The organism is Oceanobacillus sp. J11TS1 (genome assembly GCF_018333215.1).
Classification (GTDB): Bacteria; Bacillota; Bacilli; order Bacillales; family Amphibacillaceae; genus Oceanobacillus.
In genome coordinates this window covers 25334-43735 of the sequence record NZ_BORO01000031.1, presented here as the reverse complement: position 1 = coordinate 43735, position 18402 = coordinate 25334, and the positions used below count along the sequence as shown (strand labels likewise).

At 37.9% G+C, this 18402-nt stretch carries 15 protein-coding genes and 1 pseudogene; 13 read left to right on the top strand and 3 right to left on the bottom strand.

From position 1 onward, the window contains the following. Window positions 1–249: 249 nt before the first annotated feature. On the bottom strand, window positions 250–1593 hold the full coding sequence (locus KI343_RS17380; RefSeq protein WP_212927685.1) for a sodium-dependent transporter: 1344 nt from the start codon (window positions 1591–1593) through the stop codon (window positions 250–252). Window positions 1594–1834: 241 nt separating this feature from the next. Between KI343_RS17380 and KI343_RS17375 the strand changes: the two genes are divergently transcribed. Beyond that, a complete protein-coding gene (locus KI343_RS17375) occupies window positions 1835–3334 on the top strand; it encodes an aldehyde dehydrogenase family protein (RefSeq protein WP_212927684.1) in 1500 nt (499 codons plus the stop codon). Between the two features lie 45 nt (window positions 3335–3379). Continuing rightward, window positions 3380–4553: pseudogene (locus KI343_RS17370) on the top strand (saccharopine dehydrogenase family protein). 441 nt (window positions 4554–4994) lie between these two features. Here the strand turns inward: KI343_RS17370 and mreBH are convergent. Beyond that, window positions 4995–6002: a rod-share determining protein MreBH gene (mreBH, locus tag KI343_RS17365; RefSeq protein ID WP_212927683.1), complete on the bottom strand. Its 1008-nt coding sequence runs from the start codon at window positions 6000–6002 to the stop codon at window positions 4995–4997. A gap of 544 nt (window positions 6003–6546) precedes the next feature. Between mreBH and KI343_RS17360 the strand changes: the two genes are divergently transcribed. The 5 genes from KI343_RS17360 (at window position 6547) to KI343_RS17340 (ending at window position 10479) form a co-directional block, all read left to right on the top strand. Next, the gene (locus KI343_RS17360) at window positions 6547–7275 is read left to right on the top strand and encodes a CAP domain-containing protein (protein WP_212927682.1); all 729 of its coding nucleotides are present in this window, start codon (window positions 6547–6549) and stop codon (window positions 7273–7275) included. A 220-nt stretch (window positions 7276–7495) separates the two neighbouring features. Next, window positions 7496–8491 carry a glutaminase gene (locus KI343_RS17355; protein ID WP_212927681.1) on the top strand — a complete coding sequence of 332 codons (996 nt, stop codon included), beginning with the start codon at window positions 7496–7498 and terminating at the stop codon, window positions 8489–8491. A 227-nt stretch (window positions 8492–8718) separates the two neighbouring features. Beyond that, window positions 8719–9186, top strand: coding sequence for a low molecular weight protein-tyrosine-phosphatase (locus tag KI343_RS17350; RefSeq protein WP_306432594.1), 468 nt, complete (start codon window positions 8719–8721; stop codon window positions 9184–9186). Window positions 9187–9199: 13 nt separating this feature from the next. Continuing rightward, window positions 9200–9496: a YtxH domain-containing protein gene (locus KI343_RS17345; protein WP_212927679.1), complete on the top strand. Its 297-nt coding sequence runs from the start codon at window positions 9200–9202 to the stop codon at window positions 9494–9496. 191 nt (window positions 9497–9687) lie between these two features. Then, window positions 9688–10479, top strand: a complete 792-nt coding sequence (locus KI343_RS17340; RefSeq protein WP_306432593.1) for a YihY/virulence factor BrkB family protein — start codon at window positions 9688–9690, stop codon at window positions 10477–10479. A 102-nt stretch (window positions 10480–10581) separates the two neighbouring features. Here the strand turns inward: KI343_RS17340 and KI343_RS17335 are convergent, their stop codons facing one another. Then, entirely contained in the window at window positions 10582–10902 is a 321-nt protein-coding gene (locus tag KI343_RS17335; RefSeq protein ID WP_212927678.1) for a hypothetical protein, read from the bottom strand. 205 nt (window positions 10903–11107) lie between these two features. On the opposite strand from KI343_RS17335, the gene KI343_RS17330 reads away from it, so the two are divergent. The 6 genes from KI343_RS17330 (at window position 11108) to KI343_RS17305 (ending at window position 18377) form a co-directional block, all read left to right on the top strand. Then, window positions 11108–11977 (top strand): transporter substrate-binding domain-containing protein, encoded by an 870-nt coding sequence (locus KI343_RS17330; protein WP_212927677.1) that lies wholly within the window; start codon window positions 11108–11110, stop codon window positions 11975–11977. 9 nt (window positions 11978–11986) lie between these two features. Continuing rightward, window positions 11987–12673 (top strand): amino acid ABC transporter permease, encoded by a 687-nt coding sequence (locus tag KI343_RS17325; RefSeq protein ID WP_212927676.1) that lies wholly within the window; start codon window positions 11987–11989, stop codon window positions 12671–12673. Between the two features lie 141 nt (window positions 12674–12814). After that, window positions 12815–13612 carry a YfkD famly protein gene (locus KI343_RS17320; RefSeq protein ID WP_212927675.1) on the top strand — a complete coding sequence of 266 codons (798 nt, stop codon included), beginning with the start codon at window positions 12815–12817 and terminating at the stop codon, window positions 13610–13612. A gap of 143 nt (window positions 13613–13755) precedes the next feature. Further along, entirely contained in the window at window positions 13756–15063 is a 1308-nt protein-coding gene (locus KI343_RS17315) for a Na+/H+ antiporter family protein (protein WP_212927674.1), read from the top strand. A gap of 60 nt (window positions 15064–15123) precedes the next feature. Then, complete coding sequence (pdaA, locus tag KI343_RS17310; RefSeq protein WP_212927673.1) at window positions 15124–15906, top strand: delta-lactam-biosynthetic de-N-acetylase; 783 nt, start codon at window positions 15124–15126, stop codon at window positions 15904–15906. Window positions 15907–16226: 320 nt separating this feature from the next. Then, a complete protein-coding gene (locus KI343_RS17305; protein ID WP_212927672.1) occupies window positions 16227–18377 on the top strand; it encodes an ATP-dependent Clp protease ATP-binding subunit in 2151 nt (716 codons plus the stop codon). The last annotated feature ends 25 nt before the right edge of the window (window positions 18378–18402 follow it).

Sequence of the window (18402 nt, the reverse complement as noted above, 5' to 3'; positions counted from 1 at the left end):
TTATCAGTTATACTAGTAGACATAGGTAAGGTCTCCTCTTCTTAGTTTTTGTGATGATTAACTAATGGGTAGGATAACCTTACCTTTCCTATTTATTCAGCTTACACAGACTATTGTACGTCATCCCGAATCCAGCCAAAGCGCTCGAACATTCCCCGAATCCGCTCCAAAACCGGCCAGAAGCGCTCGGACATCCGCCGAACCCGCTCCAAAACCGGCCAAAAGCGCTCGACCAAATCCGAAGCTATCCTAAATTACTCCTAATGAATAAAGAAAAACGACAACGATGGTAATCGGAGCAAGCCATCTTAATAGTTGATACCATGTTTGAAACATGCCATTTCTCCAGTGACTGCCTGCATGAAACTCTTGTTCAACTAATTTGCGATCCATTTTAAAACCTACAAATAAAGCGATAAGCAAACAACCACCAGGCAGCATAATATTGCTGACTAAGAAATCACTTGCATCAAATACCGTTTTCCCAAAAATATGAAAGTCAGCAAGAAGATTAGATGACAGAGCTGCTGGAATTCCAGCAATAAAAACAATCAGACCAGCAATCCATGCTATTGTTTTGCGATTTGCTTTTGTCTTTTCATGCACTGCTGAAGTAATGATCTCTAACATACTAAAAGAAGAGGTTAGAATGGCAAATAAGAACAAGAGAAGAAATAAACAAAGGAATACTTCTCCAAAAGGCATTTGCGAGAAAGCTTCTGGAAGAACTATAAATAATAATTTTGGACCTTCCGTAGGCTCTAATCCGAATGAAAACACTATTGGAAATACTGCCAGTCCAGCAAGTAAAGAAACCATAATATTCATAATGGAAACAGACGCAGCTGATTTCGTTAAACTAACATCTTTTGATAAATACGAGCTGTAAGTAACCATTACCGATATACCGACAGCAAGAGAAAAGAATGCCTGTCCCAATGCATATAAGATATTCTCCCCGTTTAATTGGGAGAAATCAGGCTGCAGGAAGAAACGTACACCTTCCATCGCACCTTCAAAGGTTAAGGCACGAATAACGATGATAATAAAAAATATAAATAATAGAGGCATAAGAATCTTACTATATTTTTCGATACCGTTTTTAATGCCATTGGAAATAACAAAAGAATTAATAAAGACAAAGACTGCCAAAGCAGCTACAGTAATCAGCGGGTTTTCTGTTATCATTCCAAACAGACCTGTATAGTCTGCGCCGTCTTTAATTACCATCCCAGGTATAGATAATAAGCTGTATATTAACACCCATCCGCCTACAACACTATAAAAAGACATTAAAATAAAAGCTCCAACTACGCCCCACTTTCCAATAAAAGAAAATATACTCTTTGGGGCAAGCTTTTGAAAAGCGCTAACTGCTTCTTTCTGAGCCCCTCGACCAACGACAAATTCAGCAATCAATAAGGGAAGGCCGATTAGGACAGTGAAAAATATAAAGATAAAGAAAAATGCTCCACCGCCGTTCATTCCTGTCATATAAGGGAACTTCCATATGGCTCCCAACCCAACCGCAGCGCCGGCGGAAGATAAAATAAAGCCAAGCTTGGTTGACCATTGTTCTGTCTGTTTTTCCATAATCGTAAATTCCTTCCTAATAAAAAATCAATGTTTAGTATATCATAAAACAAAACTTCATTCAGTGGGAGTTTGAACTATCCCATAAAAAACAGGGCTTGTCGCTGTTTTCTGAATATTATCCAAAAACAGTTGTAAACATATTTAAGCTTCCATTATACTAGAATTAGAAAGAGACAGAATGTTTTAGGGAGAAAGAAGTACATGTAACGAAATTACCCATGTTCAAGGAGGAATTTAAATGACAACGCTTACAAATGAAGAGAAAATCTTAAAAAATTTTATTAACGGAGAATGGATAGAAGTTTCTAATCGGGAACATGTGTATAACCCAGCCAATGGAAACGTACTTGTTGAAGTTCCGAACTCTAATCCCGAAGCGATTGATCAGGCTGTGGAAGCTGCTCGTGTTGCTCAAAAGGAATGGGCGCTTGTTCCTGCACCAGGACGTGCAGAAATCCTGTATAAAGTTGGGGCGATTATGAAGGAACGGAAAGAAAGACTTTCTCAACTATTAACTTTAGAGAACGGAAAAGTCATTGAGGAAGCACGTGGTGAAGTTCAAGAAGGAATAGATATGGCATTTTATATGGCTGGAGAGGGAAGGCGTTTATTTGGGCAAACCACACCAACAGAATTAAAAGATAAATTTGCCATGAGTCAGAGATGCCCCGTTGGTATTGTCGGGATTATCACGCCTTGGAACTTTCCAATAGCTATAGCTACATGGAAGTCCTTCCCTGCAATTGTTGCCGGAAATGCAGTTATTTGGAAACCTTCTTCAGAAACTCCAATCATGGCTTACGAGTTAGCAAAGATATTTGAGGAGGCCGGATTGCCAAAAGGTGTTATCAATATCGTATATGGATCTGGAACAACAATTGGGCAAGCAATGATTGAACATGAGGATATTCGCGTTATTTCTTTTACAGGTTCTAATGAAACGGGCAGAAAAGTGGCTACAGAGTGCGGCAGACAATTAAAAAAAGTGTCACTTGAAATGGGCGGTAAAAATGCAGTGATTGTTATGGAGGATGCAGATATTGATTTAGCAGTAGAGGGAATTTTGTGGAGTGCATTTGGAACCAGCGGCCAGCGTTGCACGGCATGTAGCCGGGTGATTGTCCATAAAGATGTGCGGAAAACCTTGGAGGAACGTTTGTTATCTGCAATGGAGAATTTAACCATCGGGGACGGTCTTGACCCGAAAAGTAAAGTTGGACCAATTATTAATCAAGCCGGATTAGATAAAATCTTAAAATATATTGAAATCGGAAAGGAAGAAGGAGCAAATTTAGCAGCGGGCGGCAAGCAGCTGACGGTAGAAAATTATGAAAATGGCTTTTATTTTGCGCCAACACTATTTACAGATGTGACGATAGATATGCGAATAGCTCAGGAAGAGATTTTTGGTCCTGTTGTTTCTTTGATTGAGGTCAATGATTTGGAAGAAGCTATCGCTGCGAACAATAAAGTGAAATATGGCTTATCAAGTTCGATTTACACACAAGACGTCAACCGTGTGTTTAAAGCACAGCGCGATTTGGATACAGGAATCGTTTATGTAAATGCTGGAACTACAGGGGCAGAAATTCATTTACCATTTGGAGGAACAAAAGGGACAGGAAATGGGCATAGAGATTCCGGTGTGCAGGCTTTGGACGTTTTCACGGAATGGAAGGCGGTCTATGTCGATTATAGTGGTAAATTACAGCGTGCCCAAATCGATACGGATGCATAAACTATAAGTGCCTTTTAAAGTACGAATTGAAAAGGAGGAGTTAGCATGAAAATAGGTGTATTAGGAACCGGTCTCATGGGAAAAGAAGTCGCAAGGGATTTGGTAAACAGTGAAGGCATCCAAGAAATCGGCCTTGCAGATATTGATCTGCAACGTGCCCAGAACATTTGCTATCAGCTACAATCTCCAATAATGACAGCCTACCAAGTAAATGCAAAGAATGAAGATGAGCTTGCAAATTTCATGTGCCGTTTTGACGTTGTTGTGAATGCACTATTTTATACTTTTAATGAACAAGTTGCTAAAACAGGCATGAAAGTAGGCACTTCTGTGGTAGATTTAGGTGGGCATATTGATCATATTACCGATAAAGTAATGAAATTAGATGGAGAGGCAAGAGCTGCTAATGTCACTATTATTCCCGATTTAGGCGTTGCTCCCGGGATGATAAATATATTATCAGGCCTATGGTGTCAGTAAATTAGAAAAAGCAACATCGATTCAATTATATGTAGGTGGCATCCCTGTTCATCCAGAAGCGCCATTAGAATATAATCATGTGTTTTCCATGGAAGGAGTACTCGATCACTACACCGATCCTTCCGAGATTATTCGTGATGGTAAATTAATTTCTGTACCGTCCTTATCCGAATTGGAGCCAATTGACTTTGCCGATTTTGGAGAATTAGAGGCATTCCATACATCCGGCGGAACATCTACACTGACACAGTCTTTTCCTTATTTAGAAACATTAGAGTATAAAACCATCCGATATCCAGGGCATGCAGAAAAAATGAAACTATTAGTCGATTTGAATTTAACCAGGAATCATTATGAAGTAGTTGTGGACGGTGTGAAAGTCAGTCCTCGAAAGGTTTTATTAAAAGTACTTGATCCGATTGTTGATTTAAAAGATAAGGAAGATGCTGTTTTACTGCGTGCGAAGGTAAAAGGCCAAAACAAACAAGTGGATACGGTATTTACCTATGAAATGGTGACGTACAAAGACAAGCAAACAGGTGTAACAGCGATGGCTCGCGCTACTGCAAATACAATTTCTATCGCGGCTCAAATGATTGGAAACGGGACAATTACCAAAATAGGGGTACATCCACCAGAAAAAATAGTTCCAGGTGAGGCTTATATCCACCAAATGGCGAAACGGGGAGTCATTATTAAAGAAAAAATATCAATGGAAAACCATACAACCGCTTCCTAAATGATGACGCCTACATTTATGCGCATAACAAATTAATCCCCCATTTTGTTATTTAAAAAAGAAGATTCATTGTTCCTTATTTTAATTTAATCCTTAAAACATCGCTGACACCTGTCCATTTCGTATAAGAATGATTTCGATAATAAATTCGTAAGTCCATTTCCTGAGTCATTGAGTCTTTTTTGCAATCTAAAGAAGCCTTCTAAATGAGCATTTTTAAAGGGGAATAGATATTATCTAATTTTCAACAAGTATATTTCCTTTTTCATTGCATGATAACGAGGTTATCAGACAAAGCTAAGGGCCTGTCGGTTGCCTTCCTTTATTAATAATTCGTGGGGGTCGTACGAAGTCCCCACGGATTATTAGTGAAAGGGAAAAGACGCCAGCAATCTATTTCCTTTCTTAGACAAGTATTATCACGGTGCGATGGTTGAAGTTTTATTTTGCCGCTTTTTGCAGTTTATGAATCATTTTTAGTGCGCGGCCAGTTCCGATTGCTACCGATTCTAATGGATTTAGAGCCATATGAACAGGAACACTAAGCTCTTCTGCTAGCCATTCCTGCATACCGTTTAATTGGCAACCGCCACCAGTAAGGACAATTCCATTATCAACAATGTCACCACTTAATTCAGGAGGGCATTCTTCCAATGTTGCACGGATAGTCTCTAGAATTTGTTCTAATGATTCTTTTAGAGATGCATAAATTTCTGTAGAGGTAACTTCAATGGTCTTTGGAAGTCCAGTAACCATGTCACGGCCGCGAATTTCCATTTTTTCTTCTTTATGATTTGGATGAGCGTAACCAATTTCCATTTTAATATTTTCAGCAGTACGTTCTCCGATTAAAATATTATACTGTTTACGGATATGTTGAATAATTTCTTCATCCATTTTATCCCCAGCTGTGCGTACAGAGTTGCAAGATACAATTCCGCCAAAGGAAATAATACCTACCTCTGAAGTGCCGCCTCCGATATCGACAATCACATTTGCATAAGGCTCATCCACAGGCAAATCAGCTCCGATAGCTGCAGCCACAGGTTCTTCAATTAAATGAACTTGTTTTGCACCATAACTTGAGACTGCATTATGAATAGCTCTTCTTTCCACACTTGTGCTGCCAGAAGGTGTACATACAATGACATTTGGTTTTCGCATAGACATTCCTAATGTTTTGCTTACCTTTTTTAATAACTCTTTTAATAGTTGTGCCGTAACATCATAATCGGCAATAACACCATCTTTTAAAGGACGAATTGGGATGATGTTTTTTGGTGTTTTACCAACCATTTCTTTTGCTTCCGTTCCTACCGCCATTACCTGCTTTGTATTTACATCTATTGCCACGACGCAAGGTTCATTTAAAACGATTCCTTTCGTTTTTGAATAAACCAGGATATTTGCAGTTCCTAAATCAATTCCAATTTCAGCGCTTGAAAACATATATATAATCCTCCATTATAAGTACAGTTTTATTTTTTTATCGTGATTGTAAACAGAAAAGACAAGATACGACACTTTTCCGTGTGATTTCGTTTATACATATATACATTATCTACAATATATCATTTTATTTCAGTTTCCTAGAATACTATTCTATCAAAAATTCATTTTTTTGGGGGTAATGAACTCCCCTTTAATAATATAGAAAGAACTAGTCTATAAAATAAAGCATAAAAGAAATGAAATCAAGTAACATTTTCGTTACAAATACGTCTTTCTTGTAACATTAGACCTACTTCTGAAACTTGTCAATATGCGTTTTGTAGCAATGATTTCCTTCAAAATGTTTAATTTCCATTCTAGGAGAATTATGCCCAATTTAGAATAGTAGATTTGACAAGGTTTTACAAGTTTCAAAGCAATAAATTTTAGTGGGATAAAGCAGTCTGGTAAACCTTGCCTTGATTATTTCAAATGTTACAGAAAAAACCGTGTTATGATCATTTTGCACAAAACAAAACAACAAAAAAAGGAGTGTATGTGCATGTTTAAGAAAGTAGGTATTGTTGCTACATTATCAGCAACTGTATTATTTGGAGGAGCATTCGTTTCTGATGTAGAAGCATCTGCAAATCCTCAACCATCTGCCCAAAATTCTATGCAAGTCTATTATTCTGTTAATGGACAAGGATGGAATGCATTAAATAGTGAGCAATTAAAGCAAAACAATTATAATTGCTTTGATATTATAAATGGAGAAGCTACTCCAAACGCTGAAGCAGAGACTCCAGCAGCTCCAACTGAAAATCAGCCATCTGAGGAAGCAAACCAAGAAGAGGCTAATACTGCGGAAGAAGCTCAGCAAAATAAAGAAGATAAGCAAACAGACGGTGACGTTAGTCAATTTGAACAAGAAGTAGTTGATTTAACAAACCAAGAAAGAGAAAAACAAGGACTTGCTCCACTTGAATTGGATACGGAGCTAAGCAAAGTAGCTCGCGAAAAATCCAAAGATATGCAAGCAAACAACTATTTCGATCATAATAGCCCGAATTATGGCTCTCCATTTGATATGATGCAAAGCTTCGGTATTGATTACAATACTGCTGGTGAAAACATCGCTCAAGGGCAGCAAACTCCAGAGGAAGTTGTCGATGCATGGATGAACAGCCAAGGCCACCGTGAAAACATCATGAATGGTGACTTCACTCATATTGGAATTGGTTATGTAGAACAAGGCAACTACTGGACACAAATGTTTATTGGAAAATAAGCATCGTTTACTAAATGAATAATCGAATGAAAAACCTTTCCGCTTGGATGGTCTGACTCTCTTTAAGAGATAGCCAGCCATGAGGAAAGGTTTTTTAATTTTTAAATGGTATTGTTTTTATTTAAAATGAAAATACTTTATCATAAGGAATATGGATGGGTAATGATACGCTTTACAGGGTATACATATATAAACTATTATGTGACGCGGGGGGCAATACATGGTACAAGGATATGTGAATTTGAATACAGAAAGAAATAAAGAATGGCTGCAAGAATATGTTGATAATTGGGTTACATTTTTCAAAAAGCAGACGGACACTGGAAAAGTAGCTGACTATATTCCGAAATTGGAAGATGCGGATCCGAATGCTTTAGGTATCACTATTATCGGCAAGCATGGGACACAGATTCGGTCGGGTGATCTGGATATTCCTTTTTCTATTCAGAGTATTTCGAAGGTGCTTAGTTTTATTGTGGCATGTATGGATCGCGGACTGACATATGTTTTGCATCGTGTTGATGTGGAGCCGACTGGAGAGGCATTTAATTCGATTATGCACTTGGAAATAAATAACCCTAAACGTCCATTTAACCCTATGGTAAATTCAGGGGCAATTACGATATCTTCTTTGTTAAATGGAAAAACCTCTGATCAAAAGCTGGAACCGATATTTGCATTGCTGGAAAAGATGATTGGCTATCGGCCTGAACTAGATGTAGAGGTCTATGAATCGGAACGTGATACGTCGATGCGCAATCGAGCAATTGGTTATTATTTATTAGAAGAGGGGTACTTGGAATCTGATTTAGGGGTAACGTTGGAAACGTACTTTAAGCAGTGCTCTATTAATATTACAACAGATGACCTGGCACGAATCGGGCTAGTTCTATCCAATGATGGTTTCCACCCCGACACAGGGGAAGTTATTATTCCTAGAAATGTGACCCGAATAGCCAAATCTCTGATGTTAACGTGTGGTATGTATGATGCTTCTGGAAAATTTGCTGCTTATGTTGGAATTCCAGCAAAGAGCGGTGTATCTGGCGGTATTTTAGCTGTCGTTCCCCCAAGGGTACGTGATAATGATTTACCTTTCCTGGATGGGTGCGGCATTGGTGTATTTGGTCCAGCCTTAGACAAGCAGGGAAATAGTATTGCAGGAATTAAGTTGCTTCGTCATATTGCCAACAGCTGGGACATGAGCTTGTTTTAGGGATGTTCTATTCGACAATAATGCAAGCAGTATAACAATTTTCTACAATTAAGACTTTGCTTATCGGACTAAGTTGCTTATAATAGAAATAAAGCAAAACACCCTAAACTTATTGTATACTTGTTTAGGGTGTTCATTTAGATGAGCTTATTCTAAGATTAATTAAGAAAGATAACTTTCATTGCAAATGCAATTAGCTGCGAAATGAATGGGGTGTATAGCGATTGGTGCGTGTGTTATTTGTTTGTTTAGGTAATATTTGCCGTTCTCCAATGGCAGAGGCGATATTTAGAGACCTTGTTGCGAAAGAACAGCTGGCGGATAGGATAAAGGTTGATTCTTGTGGCACAGGAGATTGGCATCTTGGACAACCGCCCCATCAAGGAACAAAGAAAATATTAGAACAGCAAGGTGTTTCTTATGATGGGATGAAGGCAAGACTGCTTACAGAGGATGATTATAAACAATTTGATTATATGGTTGCAATGGATCAAAATAATTATGAAGCACTAAAGCGTTCTGGCAATCATAAGGATACTCAGATTGTGAAATTAATGGATTTTGTAGAAGACATAGAAGATAATGAAATTCCTGATCCATATTACACAGGGGATTTTGAACAAACATATCAACTAGTTTCAAATGGGTGTCACCAGTTCCTTCAATTTTTGAAAGGGAAGCATCATTTAATTTAAAGGAGAGATAATCATGGGTAAACGAAAAATTATTTTAGGTGTCGTTGCAGGAGCAGTTATAGGAGGAGCTACAGCATTATTTGATAAAGAAGCACGCAGTTATGCATGTGGAAAAGTAAAAGAAATAAAAGACTCTTCGTCTTATTACATCAGCAATCCATCTGAGGCAATCCAAGGCCTGCAAAAAACAGTGGACAAAGTGAATCAAATTTTTGAAAGTGGATCTTCTAATGCAATGAATGCTTTAGAACAGGTAGAACAAACTTTAGATAAAGTTACGAATAAATACGGTCGTAAAGAAATAGAGTAATAAAGCATGTTCAAAAAGTAAGGAATAATAGTAGGATAAAGATGAAGAAATAGAAGACGTGCATCCTGATTCCGTATGGAGAGCAGTGCAGAGGCATTTATTCTACCGCATGCTTTCTCATTTTTTGAACAAGCTATTTTTAAAAATGAGAAGGAAGGTGGGGGAACATTAGAAATGTACGGAATATAGGCTTGCAGGTCTGGGCTCGTTTTGATGAGGTAGATGTATTTGGTTTAGCAGCGCAGCTTTCCTATTTTTTTATTTTATCTTTATTTCCATTTCTAATCTTCTTACTTAATTTAATTCCGTATTTACCTATTAATATGGATTTAATTTTAGCAACGCTTGGAGATTTTGCTCCAGAGCAAGTCATACGTTTAATTACGACGAATCTCGAATCATTAACCATTCAAAATGGTGGGTTGCTTTCCCTTAGTATCATTGGAACGCTATGGGCAGCTTCCAATGGGGTTAATGCAATTACAAGAGCGTTTAACTATGCTTATCGGATAAACACGGATCGTTCTTTCATAGTAGCACGACTAGTGGCGATGATATTAACCATAGGAATGATTTTAATCATTATATTAGCATTGTTGTTGCCGTTATTTGGAAGAATGATTGGTACTTATCTGTTTTCTTGGGTGGGCTTTGCAGATTCTTTCTTAGCAATATGGGGAACATTACGATGGGTAGTATCTTCCTTTATTTTCTTTATTGTTTTGCTCTTTTTATATAAGCTTGCTCCAAATCGTCGTCTTCGATTTACAGAGGTGATATGGGGGACGGCATTTGCAACTTTTGCATGGCAGCTTGTCTCTTGGGGATTTTCCTTCTATGTGAATAACTTGGCGAATTATTCCACCACCTACGGCAGTTTAGGTACAATTATTATTTTGTTAATTTGGTTTTATCTATTTGGAATAATTGTAATTACAGGCGGCATCTTAAATGCCACACTACTAGATCGAAAATCAGCTTAAAAAATGAAACGGCCAGATAATTTGCCGTTTCATTTTTTAGAATCTATGATTGACGAGCGCTACCGTACTGGCCGCTCTACTCAGCCCGATATCCGCTCCAAATCACCTCAATCCGCTCCACCAAGCCCGATACCCGCTCCAAATCCACCTCAATCCGCTCCACCAAGCCAATACCCGCTCCAAATCCACCTCAATCCGCTCCACCAAGCCCAATACCCGCTCCAAATCCACCTCAATCCGCTCCACCAAGCCCGATACCCGCTCCAAATCCACCTCAATCCGCTCCATCAAGCCAATACCCGCTCCAAATCCGCCACAATCCGCTCCATCAAGCCAATACCCGCTCCAAATCCGCCACAATCCGCTCCACTCAGGCCAATATCCCCGCTCCAAACCCACCTCAATCCGCTCCACCAAGCTCAATATCCGCTCCAATTCACCTCAATCCGTTCCACCCAACCGCTAACTTGGGCGCTACCCCATCAAATTTTAAAAAATACGGATTGGAAGATGATTTGTATTAATACTGTTCTGTATAAATGTTAGAACAGAATCCCGAAAATGTTTCCTTATAAGCCTTTCTTTGTTATACTAAATTTGTGAAATACATATAATACAGGGAGGTTTTATGGTGAGAAAGAAAATATCTATTTTTAGTGTTATTCTTTTAGCAGTATTTTTACTAGCTGCTTGTGGAAAAGGGAATGATACCGATACCACAGGGAACGAAAATGCAACCGACGAGCGTTGGGAAAGCATCCAAGAAAAAGGAGAGATTGTTGCAGGTACTTCAGGAACATTAATTGGTGCCTCCTTCTACGATGAAAATGACGAGTTAACAGGATATACGGTAGAAATCATGAAGGAAATAGGGGACCGCTTAGGCCTGGAAGTTAAGTTTGAAATAATGGGCGCAGATGATTTAGCTTCTGCCATTAATAGCGGCAGGATTGATGTAGGGGCAAATGATGCTACCATAACAGAAAAAAACAAAGAGAAATTCAGTTTTACGGACCCTTATAAATACTCTTACCTTGTAGCCGCAGTAAGAGAATCAGACAACTCAGGGATAGAAACATTAGAAGATTTAGAAGGTAAAAAGGCTGGGGGAGCAGCGTCAACCATTTACAGTCAAATTGCAGAGCATTACGGAGCGGAAATTGTAACTTATGGTAATGCTCCGAATGAAGCGTATCTAAGTGATGTGAGTACAGGAAGAACCGATTTGGTATTAAATGATTATTACTTAACCAAATTTGGTGTAGCAGCATTTCCTGATTTTGATTTGCATTTACATCCGACGTTGAAATTTAATCCGACAGAGCAAGCAATTATGATGCCAAAAGATGCAGACAAGCTACAAGAAGAAATGAATCGTGCCTTAAACGAAATGCGTGAAGATGGTACACTGAGTAAATTGGCGAAAGAATTCTACGAAGAAGATGCATCGCAAAAGCCTGATGTAGATGTTGAAATTGTGGAAGGTCTGGATTTTTAGAGGTCTCTGATGAATATAACAGAGATAAATTTCGGCGGTTTTTTTGATGTTCAATTAGCTTGGGAGAACTTACCGTTTGTTTTAGGCGGACTTCCAATTACATTACTTATTTCCATCGGAAGTATGTTGATTGGACTGATTTTAGGGTTATTTTTAGCGCTGGCGAGAGGCTCCAAATATGTGTTTCTAAGATGGCCGGCCAGGCTCTATATATCTTTTATGCGTGGAACGCCAATTATCGTATTTTTATATATCCTATATCTAGGTTTACCATCTGCTGGCATTCAACTTGCGGCTGTGCATGCTGCTATTATTGGATTAGGCTTGAATAGTGCTGCTTATATTGCCGAAATCGATCGATCTGCATTAAATAGTGTGGAGCAAGGACAATGGGAATCTTCGCGCGCGCTGAATATGTCTTATTGGTTAACGTTGCGTAAAATCATTCTTCCGCAGGCAACACGGATCGCTATCCCACCTTTGACAAATGTTTTTATGGATATTGTTAAGGCAACTTCTTTAACAGCGGTTATTACTGTACCAGAATTATTCCAAAAAGCTCAAATTGTTGCCGGGAGAGAATTCGATGCAATGACCATGTACGTTCTAGTGGCCCTTATTTATTGGCCGGTATGCATTCTAATCGGTATCGTGCAAGATCGATTAGAGAAAAGGTATAGTGTATTTGTAAAATAAGCAAAAAAAATGCTTTTACAAAAAGAGACATCTTTTACGTTAAGAGGTGTCTCTTTTCGTTTACCAAAAAGTTTCATGGCACCGTATGTATAGTTTTCTTCCTTTCAGAAAAAATAAAACAAAAAGAGAGGAAGGTACGGAATGAAAAAATGCAATCGTGCTTATGTTTATACGCTTCTTTTATGTTTGACATGGCTTCTGATACCAACGCAGAGCTTTGCAAAGGAAGAAAAAGCAGAAGAATCCAATATACCAAGTCATGTATTGGATGTTTCTAAAGAAAATACATTTCCGAATTCAACCGAAGATCAAGAAATTATTGAACCCAGTGAACTGACAAAGGAACTAATCAAAGGCGTGGACATACCAATTGAAAACCCGGAGCTCATTAAGATTTTAAATGAAAGTACAATTAAACCATCGCCCGTTGCAATCGGTTATCGCGGTATGGTTTATTTAGGAAGATGGCCAATAAATTATCAATCCGCAGAATCAAATGTAAACTGGGAATATCAACACATTAACAAAAACGAAATGAATAATGTTGAAGGCGATCAAGTGCAAGAGATGAGCTATTATCAACAAGCGCATAAAGAAGTAAAAGGTGCACTTACAAGTAAAATAAATAATCCAGAACAAGTAAAGACAATGATGTTATTAAAGGCAAGCGAAAAAACCAAGCTGCCATTGTCTTATCAAACCGTTATCGGGCACAATACAAAATTGGCAAATTCATATAATATTCCAATCGAGAAAAAAGGTATATTAGATGCTTATGCACCAGCGGTAAACGAAAAAGGGAAAGTAACTTTTGGAGAAGTATATATCGAGTTAAAAGGTTCGAATAAGAAGATACAAATTAAAAATGTAACAAAGCAGGGAATTGGTGCTTGGATACCAGTACAAGATCATGTATCCTTTTCCTTTCAAGTAAAATAAGAACCGCAAGAGAGGATTGTCGAGAAGGACAGTCCTTTTTGTGCGCGGAAAATGAAAAACCCCTTGCAATTTTTTCTTTAATGCTTTATCATGATAAAGTGTTAAAGAAATTATAGATTATTATATTTATTGGGGGAAGTAAAATGGGATGGGTTGTTATTGTAGCAGTCTTATTAATGACTATTTTATGTTTATTAAAAGTAAATGTTATACTGGCTATTATCATTTCTGCTATTTCAGCTGGCTTAATGACAGGGCTTGGCTTTGTAGAGTCTGTTGAATTAATGGTAAGTGGAATGGGAGATTCTGCAAATACTGCACTCAGCTATATTTTATTGGGAACTTTTGCAGCTGCAATTAGTTACACCGGAATCACCCAAATTTTAGTGAATTTTATTACTCGGGTGTTAACAGGAAAGAAAACAATGATGTTATTGGCATTAGCCGGGGTTGCGAGCCTGTCACAAAACTTAGTGCCAGTACATATTGCTTTTATTCCCATTTTAATTCCTCCTTTATTAAAACTATTTGATAAAATGAAAATGGATCGCCGGGCCGTAGCAGTGGCACTGACATTTGGGTTAAAGGCGCCTTATATTATGATTCCTGCAGGTTTTGGACTTTTATTCCAAGACTTGATACTAACTGGATTAGAATCAAACGGTGCAGAAATTACCCTTCATCAAGTAACTTTATCCATGTTAATCCCGGGTTTTGGGATGATTGCAGGGCTATTAATAGGTATATTAATCACCTATAGAAAAGATAAAGCTACCAACGGTGCAAGAAAAGGAACTAAAATAGAAACAGATGATGTCGTTGAAGAAGTAACATTCAGCAAGAAACATTTGCTCACGCTTGTTGCGATTGTATTAGCACTGATTGTACAAATTATTACAGGAAACTTAATTTTAGGTGCTTTAACCGGAATCATAGCACTGTTTGCATTCGTAGTTATTCCGTATAGAAAATTAGACCAAGTTATGACGCAGGGTATTGCAATGATGGGAACTATTTCTTTTGTTATTTTAGTAGCAGCCGGATTTGCTAAAACGCTGCAGGAAACAGGCGCTATTGCTGAATTAGTTGAAGCATCGGCTTCCGTATTAGGAGATAATAAGCCCTTAATCGCTTTTGTACTACTATTATTAGGTTTAGTTATTACCATTGGTATCGGAACATCATTTGGAACCATTCCAATTATTGCTGCTTTGTTTGTACCGATTTGTTTAGCAGCCGGGTTTTCACCATTAGCTATAGCTGCTTTAGTTGGAACAGCCGGAGCCTTGGGGGATGCGGGTTCTCCAGCTTCAGACAGTACGCTCGGACCTACGTCAGGGCTTAACGCGGATGGCAAGCATAACCACATTTGGGATACCTGTGTACCGACGTTTATACACTATAATATTCCGTTATTTATTTTCGGATGGATTGCAGCAATGGTTCTTTAAGAAAAGCGTATAATATAGAAACAAAAGGAAAAGGTAAGAGAAAAACTAGGTGGGATTCGAATGAAAAGAACAATCACTTTCCTATTTTCACTTGCCTTTTTCCTATGCATGTTTCCGTGGGATACGGCTTCTGCATTTGGCTGGGGTTACCAAAAAAACAATAATCATACCCCTCCGGAGATAGGTGCATACCAAGCAGTGCTAGATAAATATAACGCCTTTTATATAGACGATTCCGGAGAAAAAAATCTTTATCTTACCTTTGATAATGGTTATGAACAGGGATTTACTTCTGAAATATTAGATGTATTGAAAAAAGAAGCGGTTCCTGCAACTTTCTTTGTAACAGGGCATTATGTGGAAAGCGAACCTGAGTTGGTCAAAAGGATGGTGGATGACGGCCATATTATCGGTAATCATTCCTACCATCATCCGGACTTTACAGTGATGGATAAAGAAGCCATTAAACTAGAACTGGAGGAGTTAGAACAGGCTGTGGCAGAGGTGAGTGATCAAGAAGAATTAATATATGTCAGACCGCCTCGTGGCACATTTAGTGCAGATACATTAAAATGGTCAACAGAATTAGGACTGGTTCATGTATTTTGGTCATTGGCCTTTAAAGATTGGGAGACAGATTCACAAAAAGGTGCAGATTATGCTTACGATGAAATCATGAAGCAAATACATCCTGGGGCGATTATCCTGCTCCATGCTGTATCCAGTGATAATGCAACTGCCTTAGAAAAGGTCATTCAGGATTTAAAAAAAGAAGGCTATCAATTTAAAAGCTTAGATGACCTATGGATGCACAAGCAATTGCCAAAGCAGTTTCTATATTAAAAAACTGTCCTTTAAAGAAGGGAAAGAAAGTCGGAGAGAGAGGATCCGACAAGCTCTTTTACTTTTTTAAGGGCAGTTTTTTTGTTATACTTCAAAAAAATCGAATGGATAAATAAATCGATCAGCCCTTTATGAAATGAGGATTCTACCTATATGTAAACTAGCAAAAATGACAAAGGTCAAAAAAAATATAAAAAAATTGACTAAAATACTTGAAAGTCAAAATAGGTCAGAGTATAATATGGGTATAGTCAAAGATAGTCAAAGTCAAAACAACGAATATGAAGCTATCTAGACTAATTTAAAAGGAGGAATGAGAAATGAAATGTCAAAAATGTGGTCAAAATGATGCAACCATAAATGCGCATATGCAAATGAATGGACAAAGCATGGAAGTGCATCTATGTCATGAATGCTTGCAAGAAATCCAAGGTGACATGATGAATAGTGACTTTTTCTCTAATTCTCCATTTGGCAATATGGGTCAATCATTTGCCAACAACTTTTTCCAAGGTAACGGGCAAAGTGGTGCAAATGCTCGTACTAGAACACAACAAAAATCAAACAATGGAAATGGCTTGATTGATCAGTTAGGAAGAAATATTACTGATCAAGCACGAGCAGGAAAGATTGATCCTGTCATTGGTAGAGATAAAGAAATTAAACGAGTTATTGAAACATTAAATAGAAGAAATAAAAACAATCCAGTATTAATCGGGGAACCTGGTGTAGGTAAAACAGCAATTGCAGAAGGACTAGCTGTCAATATTGTAGAAGGAAACGTTCCTACGAAATTGATGAATAAAGAAATTTACTTGCTAGATGTAGCCTCCTTAGTTGCAAACACTGGAATCCGCGGCCAATTTGAGGAACGTATGAATAAATTAATTGCTGAATTACAAGAGCGCCAAGATGTCATCCTATTTATCGATGAAATTCATCTTATTGTTGGCGCAGGTACAGCAGAAAGCTCTCAAATGGATGCTGGAAACATTCTTAAACCGGCTCTTGCACGAGGTGATTTACAAGTAATTGGTGCAACAACATTAAAAGAGTATCGCCAAATTGAAAAAGATGCAGCCTTAGAACGTCGTTTGCAGCCGATTATTGTAAAAGAACCATCTCTAGAAGATGCGGTGAAAATTCTTCAAGGAATTAAAAATCGCTATGAAAAATTCCATGAAGTACGTTATTCCGATGAAGTAATCGAAGCGTTTGTCGGTTTATCCAACCGCTATATCCAAGATCGTTTCTTACCAGATAAAGCTATTGACTTGATGGACGAAGTCGGCTCTCGATTAAACCTTGCAAATGCTCAGAAAGATTCAGTGTCTATACAACAGCGTTTAGAAGAAATTACAAAGCAAAAACAAGAAGCGGCAGATAAAGAGGATTATGAGCGTGCTGCAAATCTTCGCTATCAAGAAATTCAATTGCAAAAACAATTGGAGAAAGTAGAAGACGGCGAAAAAACATTGGATGTAGATGTTTCTGATATTCAATTGATTGTGGAAGAAAAAACCGGAATTCCAGTAACAAAAATGCAAAAAGATGAAAAAGAAAAAATGAAAAATCTTGCAGATGATCTTCGCGCAAAAGTAATTGGACAAGAAGAAGCTGTAAACAAAGTTGCTAAAGCAATTCGTCGCAGCCGCGCCGGTTTAAAAGCAAAAGAGCGTCCAATTGGTTCCTTCTTATTTGTCGGACCTACTGGTGTAGGTAAAACAGAATTAACCAAAGTATTGGCAGAAGAACTATTTGGTACTCGAGATGCGTTGGTTCGTCTTGATATGAGTGAGTATATGGAAAAACACGCGGTGTCTAAAATTATTGGCTCACCACCAGGATATGTAGGACATGAAGAAGCAGGACAATTGACTGAACGTATCCGCAGAAACCCATATTCTATTCTACTGTTAGATGAAATCGAAAAAGCACATCCTGACGTTCAAAATATGTTCTTGCAAATCATGGAGGATGGTCATTTAACAGATTCTCACGGCAGAAAAGTAAGCTTTAAAGATACTGTCATTATTATGACAAGTAATGCTGGAACTGGAGAAAAGCAAGTAAGTGTTGGTTTTAATAGCGAAACACATGAATCAGTTGCCACATTAGAAACGTTAAGCAACTATTTCAAACCAGAATTCTTGAACCGTTTCGATGCTATTGTAAACTTTAATGAACTAAAAGAAGAAGATCTATTACAAATCGTTGACCTTATGTTGCATGATTTGGAAGCAACAATGAAAGAAAATCAAATCACGATAACTATTTCAGATGAGGCAAAACAACGCCTTGTAGAATTAGGATATGATTCCCGCTTTGGTGCACGTCCGTTACGTCGTGTTATTCAAGATAAAGTAGAGGATCAATTAACGGATTTAATTCTAGAAGGAGAAGAGCTAACAACAGTTAACGTAAAAGTAAATAATGATGAAATTGTTGTTGAGAATGCATCTTCACGTTAAACATCTGAAATACGATTTTGTGAAA